The following is an 18,744-nucleotide window of genomic DNA, read 5'->3' on the forward strand; positions in this document are numbered from 1 at the left end:
AGGCTCAAAGCTACTCTCAAAGAGTAAGAAGAAGGTAAATTAGAGCTGGATCACCCAGAAATCCACCTATCTGCAAAATTGCTCTGTGCTGCCAGCGTGAAACCCTCGTTGACCAGAGCTTCCCTAGGTGCTCTGGGGGCTGTCCCATTGCTCAACAATCCGCATCACCTCTTGGGCGCAGCGGATCGATTCCTCGGCATCTTGGTGATCAAAGCGCTCCAGCGGCGGCGTGTCGTCGTCTGGATAGCGCGTGCTGGTGGCCATGCGGCTCAGCGGTTTGAGACGCAACTGCAGCAGAGGCTCCGTCGGCACACCCAGTGATGTGAGGCACATCACGAGTTCGGTGAGCTGGTGGGTGTGGGCTGGCTCAGCGCCGAGCTCAAGGATGGCCCCTTTCAAGGCTTTCTCTGCTGCTTGCGAGGCAAAAAAACAGGCTTGGGCGTGAAAGTCACGGGTGTCAGCCAGCACAGCCAATTCGAGGTCATTGCGGGCCTGATCCAGCCAGGCTTGAGGTCGTGTGTTCATGGGTCGCGTTGGAAGAGCGGCACGGCCTCGCTAAAGGTGGCCCTCCAGGTCGGATGGCTGGCGTGCGCTTTGCGCTGCCAGCTGTCACGGCTCATGGCGATCAGGTCGTCCCCCAGGTGCGCATCGGTCAAAGCATCCGCAACGGCCTCGGCGTCTTGCTGGGTGGAGCCAACGGCGATCAGGTCGACATCGGAATGGCCATCGAAATCACCCCTGGCCCGGGATCCAAACAGCAGCACCTCCTCAATGCCGATGCCCTGATTCACGCAAGCTTGGCCGACCTCCTCGGTTTTGCGGCGTAATTCGGCCAGCCAACTCTCATGCCGAGCCTGCCGAATTCGGGCGAGAGTGGACATCGATGCCATGGAACCAAGGTTAAGCGCATCGGCAAAGCAGCCATGGAGCAAGGCAGGGCAAGCAACGGGGCCTTCACCAACACGACCGCCCATGCCGCCTTCAGCCCCTGCGGCCAGTACCGCTGGTGGCTGGAGCGGCTGTGGCAGCCGGCGGCGCCAAGGCTGCTCTTCATCGGCCTCAATCCGTCGCGGGCCGATGGGCAGCGCGACGATCCCACCCTGCGGCGGTTGGTGGGTTTTGCCCAGCGCTGGGGCTACGGCAGCCTCGAGGTGCTCAACCTGTTTGCGCGCATCAGCCCATCGCCGGCGGTGTTGCGCCGCGTAGCTGATCCGTTGGGGGCAGAGGCTGATTCCTGGATCCGGCGGCGCCTGGCGGCCCAACCTGAAGCCACCCTCTGGCTGGGCTGGGGCAACCAGGGCACCTGGCGGCGGCGCGATCAGGAGGTGCTGGCCTTGGTGCAGGGGCGTGGTCTCTGGGCCCTGGGTCTCACCGCCGCCGGCCAGCCCCGCCATCCCCTCTATTTGGCCAGCGATGTTGCGCTGCAGCCACTCACCTGGCACAACCAACAGACCCTGGGGCATCCTGTGGGCAGCTCCGTTTCGCTGCCTGGCGCGCCCCCATGTCCCGCATCCCCCGCCGCTACGCCGTGCATCTGCATATGAGCGGCGGCCAGACCGAAACCGTCCATTTCCCCACCCTGGAGGCGTTTCAGCAGTGGTATGGCGGGGTGCTTACCGCCTCCGCCCCAGACGCCTTTGTGAATGTGCCGATCGGCGACCTGGAGGGCGAGTATCTGGTCGTGCGACCCAACGGCGTGATTGGCATCCATGTGGAGCCCAAGTTCAACGCCCTCGATGAATGACGCCTGAGCGGCTGGGTCTGCTCTGGGGGGTCACGGTTTTTGCCGGGGCCACAGCTCAGGCCCTGGCCTGGCTCACCGGCTTGCCTGGGGTGGTGCTGCTGCTCAGCGCCGGTCTGGTGATCGGCCGCTCCGGCTTTGGCCTTGTAGAACCCCTCGACCTGGGTGCGGGTCTGGGCACGGTGGTAGGCCTGCTGGTGAGCCTGGTGCTGTTTGACGGTGGCATCAACCTGCGCTTGCCCGGTGATGCCACCAAGCAGGCAGTGCTGCGCATCGTGCTGGTGCGCCTGGTGCTCGGCCTCGCCGCTGGCCTGCTGGCCGCCCACTGGTTGGCGGGGCTGAACTGGTCGCTGGCGGCGGTGTTCAGCGCCATCGTGCTGGCCACTGGCCCCACCGTGGTAAATCCGCTGGTGCGGCAGATCCGCCTGGCGCCGCCCCTGGGCGAGGTGTTGGAGGGGGAGGGCCTGATCCTGGAGCCGATTGGTGCCGTGCTGGCGCTACTGCTTTTGGAGCTGGCCCTTGGCGACCTCCATGGCTGGCGGGAGCTGGCCCTGGGGCTGCTGCAACGGCTCGGCGGCGGTGTGGCGATCGGTGCGCTCTGCGGCTGGCTGCTGGCCGAAGCCCTGCGCCGCATCCCCGCCCAGCCGGCCGGGGCCCTGAGGCTCCAGCTCACCTTGGGCACCTTGTTTCTGATGTTTAGTGGCTGTGAGTTGCTGCTGCCCGAATCGGGGCTGCCAGCGGCCGTGGCTGCTGGTGTGGTGGTGGGTCGCCGGCCCGATACCGATGCCGCCGAGCTCGATGAGTTGATTCGTCAGTTGGCCCAGCTGGCGATCACGATGCTTTTTCCCCTCCTGGCCGCAGATGTGAGCTGGGCCGAACTCAGCCCCTTGGGCTGGGGAGGGGTGGCCTGCGTGCTGAGTTTGATGCTGCTGGTGCGCCCCGTGGCCATCGGCCTGGCTACCTGGGGCCTCGATTTCACCCTGCCCCAACGGGCCCTGATGAGCTGGCTGGCGCCCCGCGGCATCGTTACCGCAGCGGTGGCCAGTCTGTTTGCGATTCGGCTTGAGCAGGCGGGAGTGGTGGGGGCCGGCCGTCTGCAGGGGTTGGTGTTTCTGACGATCCTGCTCACCGTGGGGCTGCAGGGCCTAAGCGCCGGCCCCCTGGCCCGCTGGCTGGGCCTTTCAGAGGTTTCAGAGGCAGCGGGCGATGCGGGGGCGGTCGTCGCCGCATCGGTGCAGCAGAAGCCAGGTGGCCAGTAGGTCTGGTCCCTGGAGGCTGCCGAGCAGCGCTGCCCGCAGGCTCTTCATGATCACGCCCTTCTTGACGCCAGCGGCAGTTGCGGCCTCGCCAAGCAGCGCCTGGGCCTGATCGGGCTCCAGGGCACCAGGCGGCAACTGGTCCAGTAGGGCTGCCAGAGCTGGGCGGGCACCCTCGAGTTCGAGCTGGGCGCTGGCAGCTTCGTTGAGGGCTGGGGTTGCAAAGAACGGCCGGGCCTGGTCGACACCGTCGGCCAGCAGGGTGAGGGAGGGGCCGAGCAGCTCACATAGCTGAAGCTGCCAGGCGGGATCTGCGCTGATGCCGCTGGAATCAGCCGGCCAGCCCGCGGCGGCCCAGAGGGGCAGCAGCTGCTGCCGCAGGGCCTCTGGGCCCAGCTCGTGCAGCACCTGGCCGTTTAGCCAGTTGAGCTTGTCCCAGTCGAAGCGAGCGCCGGCGCGGTTGACCCGCTCGAAGGAAAACGCTGCCGCGGCCTCAGCCAGGCTGAAGCGCTCGCCCATCCCCTCCGGCGGCGACCAGCCCAGCAAGGTCATGTAGTTGGCCAGGGCTTCAGCCGTGTAGCCCATCTGCCGAAAGTCACTCACCGAGGTGACGCCATCGCGCTTGGAGAGCTTCTTGCCCTCCTGGTTGAGGATCAGGGGGGTGTGGGCAAACACCGGTGGCTCGGCGCCAAGGGCTTGATAAAGCAGCAGCTGTTTGGCGGTGTTGGCGATGTGGTCTTCGCCGCGGATCACATGGCTGATCGCCATGGCGGCATCGTCCACCACCACCACCAGGTTGTAGAGGGGGTCGCCGATTTGGTCGGCGGCGGCGCGGCGGGCTATCACCATGTCGCCACCTAAATCGGCGCCGGCCCAGCGCATTTCGCCCCGCACCAGGTCACTCCAGGTGATCGTGGCGTCGTCGTCGATGCGGAAGCGGATGGTGGCTTGGCGCCCCTCGGCGATGAAGGCCTGTTGCTGCTCGGCCGTTAGGTCGCGATGGCGGTTGTCGTAGCGGGGGGCCTGCTTGCTGGCCGCCTGCTGCTCCCGCATGGCAGTGAGTTCCGCCTCGCTGGCGTAGCAGCGGTAGGCGTGGCCGGATGCAAGCAGTTGCTCGATGGCGGCCCGGTGCTCGCTGATGCGAGCGCTCTGAATTATGGGTTCGCCATCCCATTGCAACCCCAGCCACTGCAGCCCTTCGAGGATGTTGGTGGTGTATTCGGGCTTGCTGCGCTCTTTATCGGTGTCTTCAATGCGCAGCAAAAACTGACCGCCCAGGCGGCGGGCATAAAGCCAGTTGAAGACTGCTGTGCGGGCGGTGCCTATGTGCAGCGTGCCCGTTGGGCTCGGGGCGAGGCGAACCCGCACTTGGCGATCTGAAGATGGTTGCCCTGCTACGGACTGCGCAGCATCCACAGGGACAACTCCTAATTGAAATGGAACGGGACTGACGGGATTCGAACCCGCAACTTCCGCCGTGACAGGGCGGTGCTCTAACCGGTTGAACTACAGTCCCAGGCAGCTTTTTAGGCTAACTGTGTCGCGGAGGCGACTTTGAAAGTATCCGTGATGGCCGGTCCGCTCGTCAACCAATTGGTTTAGGGCAGACCGGCATTGCGGATCGGCATAAAAGCCGCATGAATCTCAGGGCCTAAACCCTGCTGGCTCAATCAAACGAACCTGATTGCCTCGGGCTGTGAATTCACGACCTTGGTCGCTCTGCACAACCACCCTGCCACCGGATTTCACCCGGATCACCCGAGCTCGAACCCAGCCCAGAGCGGCTGATTCGAGCACCTTGACCACATCCCCGGGTTGTAAATCCAACTCCATGCTCAAACCAGCAAACTGCAAATTGGGGCATCGAACGCGCCGTGGAGGACTTGAACCCCCGACATCAGGTTTTGGAGACCTGCGTTCTACCAACTGAACTAACGGCGCATGGCCGATGCCCCGTAAATAGGAGACCGCAGCTAATCAGCCAGCTGTCTAGAGGAATCCCAAGACGGCAGGCTGACGTTGCGTTGGCAACCTCAGCGGTCGAAGCGTTGCTTGACGCGCGTGGCTTTACCCACCCGGTCGCGCAAGTAGAAGAGCTTCGCCCGACGCACCTTACCTCGGCGCTCCACATTGACGGAGGCAACTTGAGGACTGTGAAGCATGAAGACCCGTTCCACGCCAATGCCCTGGAAGATCCGGCGCACCGTGATCGTTTCGTTGAGGCCGCCATGGCGCTTAGCGATCACCACGCCCTCATAGGGCTGAACACGCTCCTTATTGCCTTCGCGGATGCGCACCCCCACCTTGACGGTGTCGCCGACGTAAATGTCGGGCAGCTCGTCTTTAAGTTGCTCTGCCTCAAAGGCCCGGATCAGCTCTTGGGCGCTGAGTTTGCCGGTTTTGGCCTTCGTGGCGGCGGGTTTTTCTTGCACCGCGGTGGCCGCAGGAGCTGCAGTCCTCTCGGTGGCCGCAGGAGCTGCCGTGCTCTGGGTGGCGTCTACCACCTGATCAGCTGCTTGATTTTCTGTCGACTCCGTTGCCATCTCAGCTCCGCTACGCCTGGCCAAAGATGCAGTGTACCGGCTCGTGGTGCCCCGTTTTCTATTCCGGCTTTGCCACAGCGGTCCAGTCCCATTGGTAGCTTTCAGTTCTGCCCTACATCGCTGCCGGATAGCTGCCGGTGGGTCATTGCATGAATCTGTTTGCCGACCTACTTGCCAGCACCAAGGGCGCGGCGGTTGCCTCCCCCACCGTTGAAACCGGTCCACGCATCCAAAAGGGAAGGCGCGGCGTTGAAATCAAGTCGGCCCGCGAGATCGACACCATGCGCAAGGCCAGCCGGATTGTGGCCACGGTGCTGCGTGAAATTCTGGAGCTGGCGGCTCCCGGCATGAGCACCGGCGACCTCGATCGCCATGCCGAGAAGCGCATCCGCGAGATGGGTGCTACTCCCAGTTTCAAGGGGTATCACGGTTTCCCGGCCAGTATTTGCGCCTCAATCAACAACGAAGTAGTCCACGGCATCCCGAACAGCAAACGGGTTATTCAGGCCGGCGACCTGGTGAAGATCGACACCGGTGCCTACTTCGACGGCTATCACGGCGACAGCTGCGTCAGCCTTTGTGTAGGTGAAGGCGCCACCGAGGAGGCCCAGACCCTCTGCCGGGTGGCCCAGGAATCGCTGATGCAAGGGCTGCGCCAGATCAAGGCGGGCAACACCTTGCTCGACATTGCTGGAGCGGTCCAAGACCACGTCGAGGCCCACGGTTTTGCGGTGGTCGAGGACTACACGGGCCATGGAGTGGGCCGCAATCTGCACGAGGAGCCCTCGGTGTTCAACTTCCGCACCCGAGATCTGCCCAACATGAAGCTGCGCCCGGGCATGACCCTGGCGGTGGAGCCGATTCTCAACGCCGGCAGCAAGGCCTGCCGCACCCTCAAGGATCGCTGGACCGTGGTGACCGTTGATGGCAGCTGGTCGGCCCAGTGGGAACACACCATCGCCGTAACCAGCGAGGGTTGCGAAATCCTCACCGACCGCGATTTCTAGGGCTGGTCGGGGCTTGGCCGCGTCAGCAGCTTGAAGTAGCCCCAACGCGCCAGGGTGCTTAGCGGCATCAACAGATAGGTGAGGGGGTTTGGGGTCACGATGATCAGGCTGAGCCCTAATCGGGCCTGGGCAAGTACCTGATTGGCCACGAATCCTGGCCCCATCACCCCGATTGGGTTGAGGCTTGAGCGGAATGGCCCCAGCACCAGCCTGCGGATGCGCAGGGGCCCGCTGGCACCAGAGAGATCCAGGGCACGCAGGCTCACCAAACTGCCTAACAGCCGTTTGCTCAGTTCATAGAGAGGGCTGAGGGCGGGCTGGATCTCCGCCTCCGAGGTGTTGATCCACACCTCTGGCTTGGGCCGCTCTGGCCGGGGGCTTTGTTCCACCACCTCGGCAAACAGCTCCAGCAGCCGCCAGCTGCTCAGGGCATTCACCTCCAGGGCAAGCGCCGTGGCAGAGCGGCTGCGGAGTTGTTGCTGGTTGATGCCGTGGTTCAGCACCAGGATGTCTACCCGCTCCAGTAGCCCACGTAGCTCCTGCTCCTGGCCGCATTGCCAGCAGACCTGCTCTAAGGGAATCGCTGTGCCAGCAGGATCCAGCAGGAGCAGAGGTTCGCTGCTGCTGGTGAGGGCTACCAGTGAGGCGCCCTGCTGGGCTAGCTCCTGGAGTAGGGCCCGACCCAGGCTGCCGCTCGCACCGGTAACCGCAATCCGGCATCCGTCAAAACTGGTCATCTGCCTGGCGTAAACGGCGGCCGACGCGTCAGCATGGCCGGAAATAGATGACGTAAACGCCGCCTTGATGCCCACTGGCATGATCCCTGAGACTGTTGCCCCCCTAGTGCCCCTATTTGCTCCTCACTGCGGGGGGCTAGGTCGGCTGATGGCTTTAGAGAGTGCTTTGGCTGTCCTGCTGGAGGGCGATTGGGCTGGTAAGCGCCTGTTGCAGGGGGGGCGTAGCCACATGCTGCGGCTTAGCTGGAGTGGTGAGACCGCACCCCAGGAAATTCTCCACTGCGATTTGACTTTTCCTGATTTTCCAGAGGTGAAGTACAGCTTCGAGCTGCCCTGCCACCAGCTGGTGCAGTGGTTGATGGATCGGGAGGGGGAGCAGTTGCCGGCGAGTTTCTGGCAATGGCTTTTGCTGGGTCAGCCGCCCCTTGCTACCGAACCAGTGGGCAGCGCCGCCTAAATTTCGCTTCAAGACACCCCCAAGCGAGGTTGACCGATGGCCCCCACCTTGCTGATCGGCTCCTGCGAATCCTTCAGTGGCAAATCGGCGGTGGTGCTTGGCATGGCCCGCCAGCTGGCTCGTCAAGGGGTACCGGTGCGTTTTGGCAAGCCCCTAGCCACCAGCCTCGATAGCCCGGTGGATCCTGCCAGCCAGGCGCCTCTGCTGGATGCCGATGTGCGTTTCATCGGCGCCACCCTGGGGCTTCCGGAAGCCAATCTGATTTCCTCCCTGCACGTGCTCGACCCGGCCACGGCAGAGCGGCGGCTGCTGCAGGGTGACTTGGATCCCGGCTCGGGTTTTGAGCAGCTGCGTCAGCAGCTGGCCGCCGCCAGCGACGGGCTCACCCTGCTGGAAGCCGCCGGCAGCCTGCATGAGGGATTGCTTTACGGCCTCAGCCTGGCCCAGCTGGCCCGGGGCTTGGAGGCATCGGTGTTGCTGGTGCATCCCTGGATCGATAGCTGCAGCATCGACCCGCTCCTGGCGGCTCAGGCCGAGTTGGGTGAGCATCTGGCGGGGGTGATACTCAATGCCGTTAAGCCGGGGCTTGTGGCCCAGCTGTGCGCCGAAGTGGTACCTGCCCTGGAGCGCCTTGGTTTGCCGGTGCTTGGCGTCATGCCCCAGAGCCCGCTGCTGCGCAGTGTCACGGTGGAGGAGCTGGCCCTGCGGCTCGGTGCCCAGGTGCTGTGCTGCCCGGAACGGCTCGATCTCCTAGTGGAAACCCTCTCGATTGGCGCCATGAATGTCAACTCGGCAATGGAGTTTTTCCGGCGCCGCCGCAACATGGCGGTGGTGACTGGCGCTGATCGCACCGATATTCAGCTGGCAGCCCTGGAGGCCTCAACCCAGTGCCTGATTCTCACGGGCGCTGGAGATCCGCTGCCCCAGCTGCTCAACCGGGCCGAGGAGCTCGAAGTGCCCCTGCTCAAGGTGGAGCACGACACCCTCACTACGGTGGAAGTGATTGAGCAGGCCTTTGGTCATGTGCGTCTGCACGAAGTGGTGAAGGCAAGCTTTGCCTTCCGGCTGGTGGAAGAGCATTGCAATTTCGAGCGCCTGTTTGCTCGGTTGCAGTTGCCCGCGTTAATGAAATAACGCTGCTAGTTTCAAAGGACTGACAGGTGGCTACTGGTGTCGCGGTCCCTTGATCTTCCGTCGATTGATCGTATCGACACCCTGGCCCAGGAACTGGCGATGCTCCAGGACCGCAGCAAGCGTCGGATTGCAATTTTGGGCAGTCGCCATGTGCCCGTTGTTTCGATCCATCTGGTCGAATTAGTGGCCCGCTCCCTGGCCCAGGAGGGTCACAATCTGATCACCTCTGGATCCCAGGGCGTTAATGCGGCGGTGATTCGCAGCGTGCTGGAGATTGATCCGGCCAGGCTCACCGTGCTTTTGCCCCAGAGCCTCGATCGCCAACCCGGAGAGTCTCGCGATCAATTGGAGCGAGTGCTGCATCTGGTGGAGAAGCCAGAGCACGATGAGCTGCCCCTGCCGATGGCAAGCAGCCTCTGCAACCAAGACATCATCAGTCGTTGCGATCAGCTGATTTGTTACGCCTTCCACGACAGTGAAACCTTGCTTGCCAGCTGCCGGGTCGCGGAGGACATGGGCAAGGTGGTGAGCGTGATGTTCTTCGATTAAATCTGTGGCCTAGGAGCCCAGCAGCGCTTTTAGGCCTTCCACGTAGAGCAAGCCGCTGCAGGTGAGAGAGCCTGCCCAGCAGAGGCCTCGCAGCGGTGGCACGTTGCCTACGTACATGCCGATGTAGGCCAGGCGCAGCAGGGGATGGATCCAGGCCGCGGCGATGGCTACCGGGCTGGTGACACCCGCCACCAGGCACAGCAGGGCAGCAGGCGCGTGCAGGGTGAAGGATTCAAAGCAGTTTTGGTGGGCCCAGGCGGCCCGCTTGCCCCAGGCCGGCAGCCGCTCAAACATCGCCCGCGGGGCGCCCAGGTCGGCCATCTGGAAATTGGCCTTGGAGCGGGCGGCGCCCAGGGGCACAATGCTGAATACCACCACGCCAGCTGCCAGCAGCAACGACCAGGCGAAAGGGGCAAGGGTGGAGGTCATGAACTGCAGGCGCAATCAGTGCTTAGTCAGGCTGACAGGCCGCCCCTACGATCCGTGAACTTCTCCGACCTCCAAACTGCGCCCCATGGCCGACACCTATTCCTTCGATGTGGTGAGCGATTTCGATCGCCAGGAGCTCGTCAACACAATCGATCAGGTGCGCCGCGACGTGGGCACCCGCTACGACCTCAAGGATTCCAATACCGAAATAGAGGTGGAGGAGGCGAGCCTCACCATCACCACCGCCAGCGACATGACCCTTCAGGCCGTGGAGGACGTGCTGCGCCAGAAGGCAACCAAGCGCAACCTCTCGCTGAAGATTTTTGACTTCCAGAGCCCCGAGCCCGTGGGGGGCAACCGGGTCAAACAGGTGGTGAAACTGCGCAAAGGGTTGAGCTCTGAGCTGGCCAAGCAGCTGAGCAAAACCGTGCGCGACGAGCTCAAGAAGGTGACCGTTTCGATCCAGGGCGAAAGCCTGCGGATCACTGGCAAAAACAAGGACGACCTGCAGCAGGCGATCAACCTGCTCAAGGCCCAGGACGTGGAAGTTCCTTTGCAGTTTGAGAACTACCGCTGAGCCGGTGAAGCCGGCTTGTTCCGCCCCTGGTTGGCGGTTCTGGGTTGATCGGGGTGGCACCTTCACAGACGTGGTGGGCTGCAGCCCAGCTGGCGAGCTGCTGGTGCGCAAGGTGCTGTCGGTGCAGCCGGAGTGCCCGGGGGACCCGGCCGTGCGTGCCATAGCTGCGCTGCTGAGCCGGGAGCCCGGCGTTGTGGCCGGCAGCCCCCTGCCGCTGGGATTGGTGCGGGAGGTGAGGCTTGGCACCACCGTGGCCACCAATGCCTTGCTGGAGCAGCGCGGTGCCGGGGTGGTGCTGCTGATCAATCGCGGCTTTGCCGACCTGCTCAGCATCGGCGACCTGCACCGCCCCGACCTCTTTGCCCTGGCCATTCAGCGGCCCAACCCCTTGCGGGTGCGGGTGCTGGAGGTGGAGGGGCGCCTGGATGCGCAGGGATTCGAGCTTGCACCGCTCCAGTGGGGAGAGGATTTGCAGCAGCAGCTGCTGCAAGCCCAGGCCGACGGCTACAGCAGTTGCGCGGTGGCCCTGCTGCACAGCACCCGCAATTCCAGCCAGGAGCTGCAGCTGGAGCAGTGGCTCGCACCCCTGGGCTTCGAGTCCGTGGTGCTCTCCCATCGGCTCAGTGGCCAGCCCCGGCTGGTGCCCCGCGGCCAGACCGCCTTGGTGGAGGCGGCGGTGGCGCCGGTGCTGGGTCGCTACCTGCGTCAGGTGCAGCGGGCCTTGGGGCCAGCAACCAGGCTGCGGGTGATGCGATCCAGTGGGGCTCTGGCAGCGCCTGAGCTGCTGCTGGCCAAAGACACGATCCTCTCGGGGCCGGCCGGAGGCATGGTGGGCGCCGTGGCTGTGGGCCGGAGGGCCCTTGCTGCCGCTGGGTTGCCGCCGCAGCCGATCGTTGGTTTCGACATGGGTGGCACCTCCACCGATGTGTTCCATTTCGATGACCGCTGCCGCTCAAACGCTGGCGGTGATCTGGCCTGGGAGCGCAGCCCTGCCACCGAGATCGCTGGACTGGAATTGCAAGCTCCGATGTTGCCGATTCACACCGTGGCTGCTGGCGGCGGCTCGGTGCTGCGCTTTGACGGCAGGCGGCTGCAGGTTGGGCCTGTTTCTGCGGGAGCTGATCCCGGTCCAGCGGCTTACCGCCGCGGCGGGCCGCTCACCATCACCGATGCCAACGTGCTGCTCGGCCGCCTGCCGCTTGCCGCCCTGCCAGCGGTGTTTGGCCCCCAGGGCGACCAACCCGCAGATGGGGAAGCGGTGCGGCGAGGGTTTGCGGAGCTGGCGCTTGAGATGGCACTGGTGGCACCTGGGATCAGCCCGGAGCGGCTGGCGGCAGGGGCCCTGCAGATCGCCATTGAAACGATGGCGGAAGCCCTGCGCCGAGTCTCGATCCAACGCGGCCACGACCTGCGCGAGGCCCTGTTGGTGAGCTACGGCGGGGCTGGTGGTCAGCATGCCTGCCGCCTGGCTGAGGTGCTGGCTGTGAGGCGGGTGTTGCTCCACCCCTTGGCGGGGGTGCTTTCCGCCTATGGCCTCGGCATGGCCGAGCAGAGGCTGCTGCTGGAGTGCTCGCCGCGGTTGCCGCTGCGCTCCGACAGCCTCCCCCTGCTGCGTCAGCGCTGCGCCGAGCTGGAGCAGCAGGGGCTCGCCGACCTGCGCCGGCTGGGGGATTTGGCCGAAGGGGCAACTGGCCGGATCGGGGTGCAGCTGGAGCTGCGGGCCGCCGGCAGCGAGCGGGGCCTGGAGGTGACGTGGCTGCCAGACGAGCAAGGGGTTGAAGACCTGCAGCGAGCTTTTAGCGCCGCCCATCTGCAGCGCTTCGGTTATGGCCCGGTGGGCGAAGACTGGATCGTGGAGCGTCTGCTGGTGGAGCTGGCTCCCCCGGCGGTGGTTCCAGAACAGGCAGTGGTTCGAGGAAAGGCAGTAGTTCGAGGAAAGGCAGTAGTTCGAGGACAGGCAGTGGCTGCAGCCCCGCTTGCCCCAACCACTCCCCTGTGGCTGGGCGAGGCGGCTGGCTGGCGGCCGGTGCCGCTGTGGCAGCGCTCCCAGCTGCAGCCCCAGCAGAGGCTCGCGGGGCCAGCCCTGGTTGTCGATGCGACCACCACCACCGTGCTGGAGCCTGGCTGGCAAGCCCTGGTGCTAGCCGATGGAGCCCTGCTGTTGGAGCGGGACGGCGCGGCGGCGGCCAGCAGCGGGGTTGACCAGGCTGTTGAACAGGCTGTTGAAGTTGTGGAGCAGGGGCCCGATCCCACCCTGCTTGAGCTCTACAACCACCGCTTTGCGGCCATCGCCGAGCAGATGGGTGGGCGGCTGCAGCAGAGCGCCCGCTCGGTGAACATCCGTGAGCGGCTCGATTTCTCCTGCGCCCTCTTCGATGCGGCGGGTCAGCTGGTAGCCAATGCCCCCCATATCCCGGTGCACCTCGGTTCGATGGGCGACAGCGTGGCCAGCCTGCTTGCCGCCATCGCCCGGGGCGAGCGCCCCCCATTGGCTTCTGGCGATGTGGTGTTGTCAAACAATCCCTACAACGGCGGCACCCACCTTCCAGACATCACCGCCATTACGCCGGTTTTTGTCCCTGGCTTGGGCGACTCCCAGGCTGGGACCCCGTTGTTTTTTGTGGCCTGCCGCGGCCACCACGCCGATGTGGGCGGCATCACCCCGGGCTCGATGCCGGCCTTCAGTCGCAGCATCGACGATGAGGGCCTGCTACTCGACAACGTGCCGTTTTTGAGTAGTGGCAACTTTGATGAGTCGCTGTGGCGGCAGCGACTAGCTGCAGGTAGCCATCCAGTACGCAACCCCGACCAGTTGCTTGCCGATCTGCAGGCCCAGGCGGCGGCTAATCGGCTGGGTGTTCAGGAGCTGGGGCGCTTGATTGAGCGCCACGGCCTCGACGAGGTGCGGGCCTACATGGCCCATGGGCAAGCCTACGGTGCCGAGGCGGTGGGCCAGGCACTTGCTCACCTCAGCAGCGGCTCTGCCCGGGTGGAGCTCGACCACGGCGCCTTCATCCAGGTAGCTGTTCGCATCGACGCTGGGGCTCGCCGGGTTCAGGTTGACTTCAGCGGCACCTCGCCCCAGCACAGCGGCAATCTCAACGCCCCCTTAGCCGTAACTAAGGCGGTGGTGCTCTACGTGTTTCGCTGCCTAGTGGGCGAACAGATCCCCCTCAATGCCGGTTGCTTCGAGCCAATCGAGCTGATTGTGCCGCCCGGCTCCCTTCTGCATCCCAAGCCACCGGCGGCGGTGGTTGCCGGCAATGTGGAAATCTCCCAAGCGGCAGCCAACGCTCTGTTTGCGGCGCTGGGGGTGCAAGCCGCCGCCCAGGGCACGATGAACAACCTCAGCTTTGGCAATGGCCATTGCCAGTACTACGAAACGATCGGTGGGGGCAGCGGTGCTGGCATCCGCCCCGGTGGTGCGGGCTTTGACGGGGCGGCCGCTGTGCAGAGCCACATGACTAACTCCCGTATCACCGACCCGGAAATTTTGGAAACGCGCTTTCCGGTGCGGCTGGAGCGCTTTGGGATCCGGGCCGGATCGGGCGGGGATGGGCGGTTTCGGGGAGGCGCTGGGGCGGTGCGGCAGTTGCGTTTTTTGGCCCCGATGACCGTTGCCCTGATCTCAGGTGCGCGGCGGGTGGCTCCCGCGGGGTTGGCCGGCGGGCTGCCGGGCGCCTGCGGCCGCAACACCTGGATCGGGGTTGATGGCTCGAGCCGGCAGCTCGACGGCTGCTGCGAGCTGGAGCTCCAGCCCGGTGAAGCCCTGCGCATTGAGACACCAGGCGGTGGGGGCTACGGCGCCCCGGGCAGACCATGAAGCGACTGCTGCTAGCTGGGCTGGCGACGCTGCTGGCCGCACCAGCCCAGGCAGAGGTGCTGCAGGAGCGCAGCCAGCGCTTCCACCCCCAGTGGTCTGCCGCCGGCATGGTGGCAAGCCAGGAGCGCTGGGCATCGCTGGCGGGCGCTGAAATCCTGGCCAGCGGCGGCAATGCGGTGGATGCGGCGGTGGCCACGGCCTTTGCCCTGGCGGTCACCTTGCCCCAGGCGGGCAACCTCGGCGGCGGTGGTTTTTTGGTGCTGTGGCTGCCCGGACCATCACCGGCTGCGGGCCGGGGCTGCCCTACCGCCCCGGAGCTGCGCCTTGGCCGTGGCACGGCAGTGGCCGTCAACTTTCGCGAGACGGCGCCCCTGGCAGCCACCGCTGGGATGTTCCTCGGCCCCGAAGGCGAGGTGGATCGTGAGCGAGCCACCCGCAGCCTGTTGAGTGTGGCCGTGCCTGGTAGCCCCGCTGGCTTACTGCTGAGCCAGCGCTGTTATGGCCGGCTCTCGCGGGCCGCGGTGCTGGCACCGGCGATCCGCCTGGCTAGTCGCGGTTTTCCGGTGGGCAAGGAACTGGCCGATTCCCTGCGCCAGGGCACACCGCTGCTGCAGACAGACCCCTCCTCCAGCCAGCTGTTTCTCAAGCGCCCCTTGCGGCCTGCCCAGCTGTGGCGCCAGCCCCTGCTTGCCGCCAGCCTGCGGCGCATCGCCGCCCAGGGCGAACCAGGCTTTTACGAGGGCCCGATCGCTGACGCATTGGTGACCTTGATGCGCCAACGGGGCGGCCTGATTAGCCATGCCGACCTCAAGGGCTACCGGGCCCAGCTGGTGCGCCCCCTGCAGGCAAGATTCCGCAACCATCCGGTGCTCACCATGCCGCCCCCCAGTGGTGGTGGCGTCACTTTGCTGCAACTGCTCCAGGTGCTCGAGCCCATGTCCCTGGCTGAGCTGGGTCTCAACAGCGCCGCCAGCCTGCACCGGATGGTGGAGGCGATGAACCTTGCCTATCGCGATCGCAACCATTGGCTAGGCGACCCCGATCAGGTGGAGATGCCGTTGGAGCGCTTGCTGAGTGCGGCCCATGCGGAGCGGTTGCGGGCCCAGATCCAGCTTCAGCGCCATCGCCCCGCCAGCGAGCTAGCGGCCCAGGGCTTCCAGGCAGGTGGTACCAACACAACCCATCTTTCAGTGGCCGACCCTCAGGGCGGGATGGTGGCCCTCACCACCACCCTCAACTTCGCCTATGGCAGTGGCATCAGCGTTCCCGGCGCCGGTTTCCTGCTCAACAACGAGATGGACGACTTCACTGCCAAACCCGGCGTGGCCAATGCCTACGGGCTGGTGCAGGGCAGCGCTAACGCCATCGCTCCAGGCAAACGACCACTGAGCTCGATGACGCCCACCCTGGTGTTTCGCCCCGATGGCCGGCCCTGGTTGGCTACCGGCAGCCCTGGCGGCAGTCGCATCATCACCACCGTGTTGCAGGTGCTGCTCAACCGCATGGTGCATGGCCTGAACCTGGCCTCAGCCGTGGCCAGCCCCCGGATTCACTCCCAGCTATGGCCCGATCAGATCAGCGTGGAACAGGGACTGAGCCCTGACACGGTGGGATTGCTGGAAGCAAAAGGCCACCGTGTAGTCGTTACGGCCGCCATGGGATCGGCAAACAGCGTTGAGGTGCTTCCTGATGGAGGCAGCTTGGGGGTGGCTGATCCCCGCCGCCTCGATGCGGCGGCCATTGGCGAGCTGCCGCTCAACTGGCCGGCTGGCTTGGTGGGGCCGTGAGCAGGTTGATGGCGGAAAACGCCATGCCAATGCCAAACAACATGCCGATCGCCCAGATGCTGTCGGAGGGCCATTCGGCAATCAGCATGCCGCCGAGTACGGCGGTGACGATGCCGTCAATCAGCACCAAGCCGCGAGCCGCTCCCTGGCCGGTGGCCGCGGCGGCTAGCTCCATTACGCCCTCGAAAGCAAGCAGGAAGCCGACAAACAGCGTCAAGCTCACCTCGCTGGCAACTGGGAATGCCAGCACCCAGACGCCGCCGCCTAGATAAAGCAGACCTGAGAACAGGCGGAAGATTTTTCCTTTGATATCGGCTTCGCCAGTGAGACGCAGAATTTGGGACACCCCGGCAATCACTGATACGGCCCCAACGGCGATGGTGAGCAAGGTGGCCGAGACAAATGGCAGCACCACCGACAGCCCGGCCGCAGCAAAAAGCAGGACTGCGGTGACCCAGCGCAGGGCGGGAGAGGCAGGAACTGTCACCGGAATAAAAGCAATTAGCTTTCAACTTTAATCGCCGCGCAACAAGGGCCCGCTGTCAGGAAATGCTCATGGCTGTGTAGCAAAGCATCACGGCTTTCGGCGTTGCTGGTTGGCTCTCTCCAACGTGGAGATCAATCGTGTTTGGTATGGGCACCATGCTTGAGCTGCTGCCGCCGCTCAACGAGCACAACCTCCCTTGGATGGACACCATCCATCCGATCGTTGTGCACTTTGTGATCGCCATGGGGCTGATTACCTTTGTATTTGATCTGATCGGAGTTGTAACCCGCCGGCCAGCTCTATTTGAGGTCAGTTTTTGGAATCTCCTATTTGCCACGGCCGCCATCTTTGTGGCGATCATGTTTGGCCAGATTGAGGCGGGGCTGGCCACTCCCTATGGCGCTTCGCGCGACATCCTCAATCTGCACAGCACGATCGGCTGGTCGCTGGCTGGAGTGCTGTCGATGATGTCGGGCTGGCGTTATGTAATTCGCAGTAAGGACCCCCAGCAGTTGCCCTTGGCATTTCTAGGCGCCGGAGGCCTGCTCAGTGCCCTGATCGTGTTGCAGGTGACCCTCGGCAACCAACTCATCTGGGTGTACGGCCTGCACACGGTGCCGGTGGTGCAAGCCATGCGCTCGGGGCTGGTGTGATGGCTGCCTTCATTCCGGCGGGCTCACCGATTGAGCAGTTGGCAGCTGATCTAGGGCCCAACGGGCTTCCCTATGCCTTGCCAATTCACCCCAACCTGGTGCATTTCACCATCGGGCTTTTTGTGATTGCCATCGCCTTTGATATAGCTGGTGCCCTATATCCGGTGGAGAAGCGGGTGTTCCGCTTCCTGGCCCTGCCGGTGACCCGCGGCGGCTTCCACGATGTGGGTTGGTACAACCTGCTGGCCTGCGCCATCGTTACCTTCTTTACGGTGGCCGCTGGCTTCTACGAGATGCTGCTGGCAGTGCCCCTGCCTGGAGTTACAAGCAGCATCGGGCTTCAGAGCATGGAGACGATGCTTGTGCATGGCGTCGGTGGGGTTGTGATCCTGCTTGTGATCGTCGCCATGACTGTGTGGCGCGGCTACCAGCGCTTTGTCTGGCGTCGTGACATGGGGCGTCAGGTGCAGTGGCTCTACCTGCTGGTGGGTTTGGGCTTATTTCTTGTGATCGGGCTGCACGGCACCCTCGGCGCCGAGCTTGCAGCTGAATTCGGTGTTCACATCACCGCCGACCAACTTCTTGCCGCTGGCGCTGATCTCAAGGAGGCCCTGCCGTGAGTAATTCCTCTGACCGCTCCCGTCTGCCGATCAGCGGCCTGGGCCTGGTGGCCCTGCTTGGGTGGATCGGTTTGCTGGTGGCCTTGAGCTGGTGGATGGCCCAGCAGTCCTACAGCTGGCTGCCGGTGCAGGCATCTACCGCGGCACCACTGGTTGATGGGCTGTTCAGCTTTGAAACGGGCGTCGGTACTTTCGTGTTTGGGGCGGTGGTGTCGGTGATGGCTTGGGTGCTGCTTAAGCACCGCGCTGAGAAATACGACGAGAGCGATGCGGAGCCGATTGAGGGAAATACTCGCCTCGAGGTGATCTGGACGGTTATTCCCCTACTGCTGGTGATGGCCATCGCTGTTTACGCCATGCGCGTCAACACCAAACTCGGAGTTCTTGGGCCGATGGAGCACATCCATTTGGCTAATCCGGTGGAAGACCAGGGCGGCTACGCCGCCGATCGCTTGCCAGCCGAGCAGGTGGAGGTGATTGCTCGCCAGTGGTCTTGGGAATTTCGCTATCCAAGCGCCAATGTTTCCACCACCGAGCTGCACCTGCCGGTTGATCAGCCCGTCAGCTTCCGTTTGGTGTCAGACGACGTTATTCATGGCTTTTTCATTCCTGCCTTCCGCCTCAAGCAGGACGTAATTCCTGGCCGGGCGATCAACTTCAATCTCACTCCAACGCGGGAGGGGCGCTACCGCCTGCGCGATTCCCAGTTCAGTGGCACCTGGTTTGCCGCCAACCAGGCCGATGTGGTGGTCGAGAGCTCCGAGGCCTACCAGGCTTGGCTGAAAATTGCCGCTAGCCAGCCGCTGCAGCCCGGTTTAAGTGATGCAGTAATCGAGTACGGCGAGCGCAAACAGCTGAAAAATCCAGGCTGGGCCACCGTGCCGCCAGCTCCACCGCCCCAGGTGAACGTTCCCGGATCCAACTCCCTGCCGCACGACGCCTGA

The 18,744-nt window shown here is 64.3% G+C and carries 20 protein-coding genes and 2 tRNA genes; 13 read left to right on the forward strand and 9 right to left on the reverse strand.

The window, feature by feature from the left end; all coding sequences use genetic code 11:
* Positions 1-123: 123 nt before the first annotated feature.
* Both KBZ22_RS11485 and KBZ22_RS11490 read right to left on the reverse strand, forming a co-directional pair.
* Positions 124-525: a HEPN domain-containing protein gene (locus KBZ22_RS11485; RefSeq protein ID WP_255022060.1), complete on the reverse strand. Its 402-nt coding sequence runs from the start codon at positions 523-525 to the stop codon at positions 124-126.
* Positions 522-881, reverse strand: coding sequence for a nucleotidyltransferase domain-containing protein (locus KBZ22_RS11490; protein ID WP_255022061.1), 360 nt, complete (start codon positions 879-881; stop codon positions 522-524). Before KBZ22_RS11490 ends, KBZ22_RS11485 begins: the two co-directional genes overlap by 4 nt.
* A gap of 42 nt (positions 882-923) precedes the next feature.
* Between KBZ22_RS11490 and KBZ22_RS11495 the strand changes: the two genes are divergently transcribed.
* From KBZ22_RS11495 to KBZ22_RS11505, 3 genes are read left to right on the forward strand one after another with little or no spacing between them, the layout of a single operon-like run.
* Positions 924-1,544, forward strand: a complete 621-nt coding sequence (locus tag KBZ22_RS11495; RefSeq protein ID WP_255022062.1) for a DUF1643 domain-containing protein — start codon at positions 924-926, stop codon at positions 1,542-1,544.
* Positions 1,502-1,744: a hypothetical protein gene (locus KBZ22_RS11500; RefSeq protein ID WP_254959672.1), complete on the forward strand. Its 243-nt coding sequence runs from the start codon at positions 1,502-1,504 to the stop codon at positions 1,742-1,744. The genes KBZ22_RS11495 and KBZ22_RS11500 overlap by 43 nt, the downstream gene beginning before the upstream one ends.
* A complete protein-coding gene (locus KBZ22_RS11505) occupies positions 1,741-3,000 on the forward strand; it encodes a cation:proton antiporter (protein ID WP_255022063.1) in 1,260 nt (419 codons plus the stop codon). The genes KBZ22_RS11500 and KBZ22_RS11505 overlap by 4 nt, the downstream gene beginning before the upstream one ends.
* Here KBZ22_RS11505 and gltX read toward each other — a convergent pair.
* The 4 genes from gltX to rplS form a co-directional block, all read right to left on the reverse strand.
* Entirely contained in the window at positions 2,932-4,365 is a 1,434-nt protein-coding gene (gene gltX / locus KBZ22_RS11510; RefSeq protein ID WP_255022064.1) for a glutamate--tRNA ligase, read from the reverse strand. The two genes, KBZ22_RS11505 and gltX, sit on opposite strands and share 69 nt — an antisense overlap.
* A gap of 74 nt (positions 4,366-4,439) precedes the next feature.
* Positions 4,440-4,513, reverse strand: a tRNA-Asp gene (locus KBZ22_RS11515).
* Positions 4,514-4,865: 352 nt separating this feature from the next.
* Positions 4,866-4,938 (reverse strand) — tRNA-Trp (locus KBZ22_RS11520).
* 92 nt (positions 4,939-5,030) lie between these two features.
* Positions 5,031-5,540, reverse strand: coding sequence for a 50S ribosomal protein L19 (gene rplS / locus KBZ22_RS11525; RefSeq protein ID WP_255022065.1), 510 nt, complete (start codon positions 5,538-5,540; stop codon positions 5,031-5,033).
* Between the two features lie 149 nt (positions 5,541-5,689).
* Here rplS and map point away from each other — a divergent pair, with 149 nt between their 5' ends.
* Positions 5,690-6,547 carry a type I methionyl aminopeptidase gene (gene map / locus KBZ22_RS11530; protein ID WP_255022066.1) on the forward strand — a complete coding sequence of 286 codons (858 nt, stop codon included), beginning with the start codon at positions 5,690-5,692 and terminating at the stop codon, positions 6,545-6,547.
* Here the strand turns inward: map and KBZ22_RS11535 are convergent.
* Positions 6,544-7,365 (reverse strand): NAD-dependent epimerase/dehydratase family protein, encoded by an 822-nt coding sequence (locus tag KBZ22_RS11535; protein ID WP_255022067.1) that lies wholly within the window; start codon positions 7,363-7,365, stop codon positions 6,544-6,546. The genes map and KBZ22_RS11535 overlap by 4 nt on opposite strands.
* Here KBZ22_RS11535 and ebsA point away from each other — a divergent pair.
* The 3 genes from ebsA to KBZ22_RS11550 are packed head-to-tail and all read left to right on the forward strand — an operon-like array spanning position 7,364 to position 9,424.
* A complete protein-coding gene (gene ebsA / locus KBZ22_RS11540) occupies positions 7,364-7,741 on the forward strand; it encodes a type IV pilus biogenesis protein EbsA (protein ID WP_255022068.1) in 378 nt (125 codons plus the stop codon). The genes KBZ22_RS11535 and ebsA overlap by 2 nt on opposite strands.
* A 36-nt stretch (positions 7,742-7,777) precedes the next feature.
* A complete protein-coding gene (locus KBZ22_RS11545; RefSeq protein ID WP_255022069.1) occupies positions 7,778-8,875 on the forward strand; it encodes a phosphotransacetylase family protein in 1,098 nt (365 codons plus the stop codon).
* 36 nt (positions 8,876-8,911) lie between these two features.
* Positions 8,912-9,424: a DNA-protecting protein DprA gene (locus KBZ22_RS11550; protein WP_254931240.1), complete on the forward strand. Its 513-nt coding sequence runs from the start codon at positions 8,912-8,914 to the stop codon at positions 9,422-9,424.
* A 9-nt stretch (positions 9,425-9,433) separates the two neighbouring features.
* On the opposite strand, the gene KBZ22_RS11555 is transcribed toward KBZ22_RS11550, so the two are convergent.
* A complete protein-coding gene (locus tag KBZ22_RS11555) occupies positions 9,434-9,853 on the reverse strand; it encodes an MAPEG family protein (RefSeq protein WP_255022070.1) in 420 nt (139 codons plus the stop codon).
* Positions 9,854-9,938: 85 nt separating this feature from the next.
* Between KBZ22_RS11555 and KBZ22_RS11560 the strand changes: the two genes are divergently transcribed.
* From KBZ22_RS11560 to ggt, 3 genes are read left to right on the forward strand one after another with little or no spacing between them, the layout of a single operon-like run.
* The gene (locus tag KBZ22_RS11560; protein ID WP_106502775.1) at positions 9,939-10,430 is read left to right on the forward strand and encodes a YajQ family cyclic di-GMP-binding protein; all 492 of its coding nucleotides are present in this window, start codon (positions 9,939-9,941) and stop codon (positions 10,428-10,430) included.
* Positions 10,414-14,253, forward strand: coding sequence for a hydantoinase B/oxoprolinase family protein (locus KBZ22_RS11565; RefSeq protein ID WP_255022071.1), 3,840 nt, complete (start codon positions 10,414-10,416; stop codon positions 14,251-14,253). Before KBZ22_RS11560 ends, KBZ22_RS11565 begins: the two co-directional genes overlap by 17 nt.
* A complete protein-coding gene (gene ggt / locus KBZ22_RS11570; protein WP_255022072.1) occupies positions 14,250-16,040 on the forward strand; it encodes a gamma-glutamyltransferase in 1,791 nt (596 codons plus the stop codon). Before KBZ22_RS11565 ends, ggt begins: the two co-directional genes overlap by 4 nt.
* Here the strand turns inward: ggt and KBZ22_RS11575 are convergent.
* On the reverse strand, positions 16,009-16,527 hold the full coding sequence (locus KBZ22_RS11575; protein WP_254942070.1) for an HdeD family acid-resistance protein: 519 nt from the start codon (positions 16,525-16,527) through the stop codon (positions 16,009-16,011). The two genes, ggt and KBZ22_RS11575, sit on opposite strands and share 32 nt — an antisense overlap.
* Before the next feature lie 155 nt (positions 16,528-16,682).
* Here KBZ22_RS11575 and KBZ22_RS11580 point away from each other — a divergent pair, with 155 nt between their 5' ends.
* From KBZ22_RS11580 to KBZ22_RS11590, 3 genes are read left to right on the forward strand one after another with little or no spacing between them, the layout of a single operon-like run.
* Positions 16,683-17,180, forward strand: coding sequence for a DUF2231 domain-containing protein (locus KBZ22_RS11580; RefSeq protein WP_255022115.1), 498 nt, complete (start codon positions 16,683-16,685; stop codon positions 17,178-17,180).
* Complete coding sequence (locus KBZ22_RS11585; RefSeq protein ID WP_106502780.1) at positions 17,180-17,800, forward strand: DUF2231 domain-containing protein; 621 nt, start codon at positions 17,180-17,182, stop codon at positions 17,798-17,800. Before KBZ22_RS11580 ends, KBZ22_RS11585 begins: the two co-directional genes overlap by 1 nt.
* On the forward strand, positions 17,797-18,744 hold the full coding sequence (locus tag KBZ22_RS11590; protein ID WP_254998137.1) for a cytochrome c oxidase subunit II: 948 nt from the start codon (positions 17,797-17,799) through the stop codon (positions 18,742-18,744). Before KBZ22_RS11585 ends, KBZ22_RS11590 begins: the two co-directional genes overlap by 4 nt.

The sequence above is a fragment of the Cyanobium sp. L1E-Cus genome (assembly GCF_024345755.1).
Lineage (GTDB): Bacteria > Cyanobacteriota > Cyanobacteriia > PCC-6307 > Cyanobiaceae > Cyanobium_A > Cyanobium_A usitatum.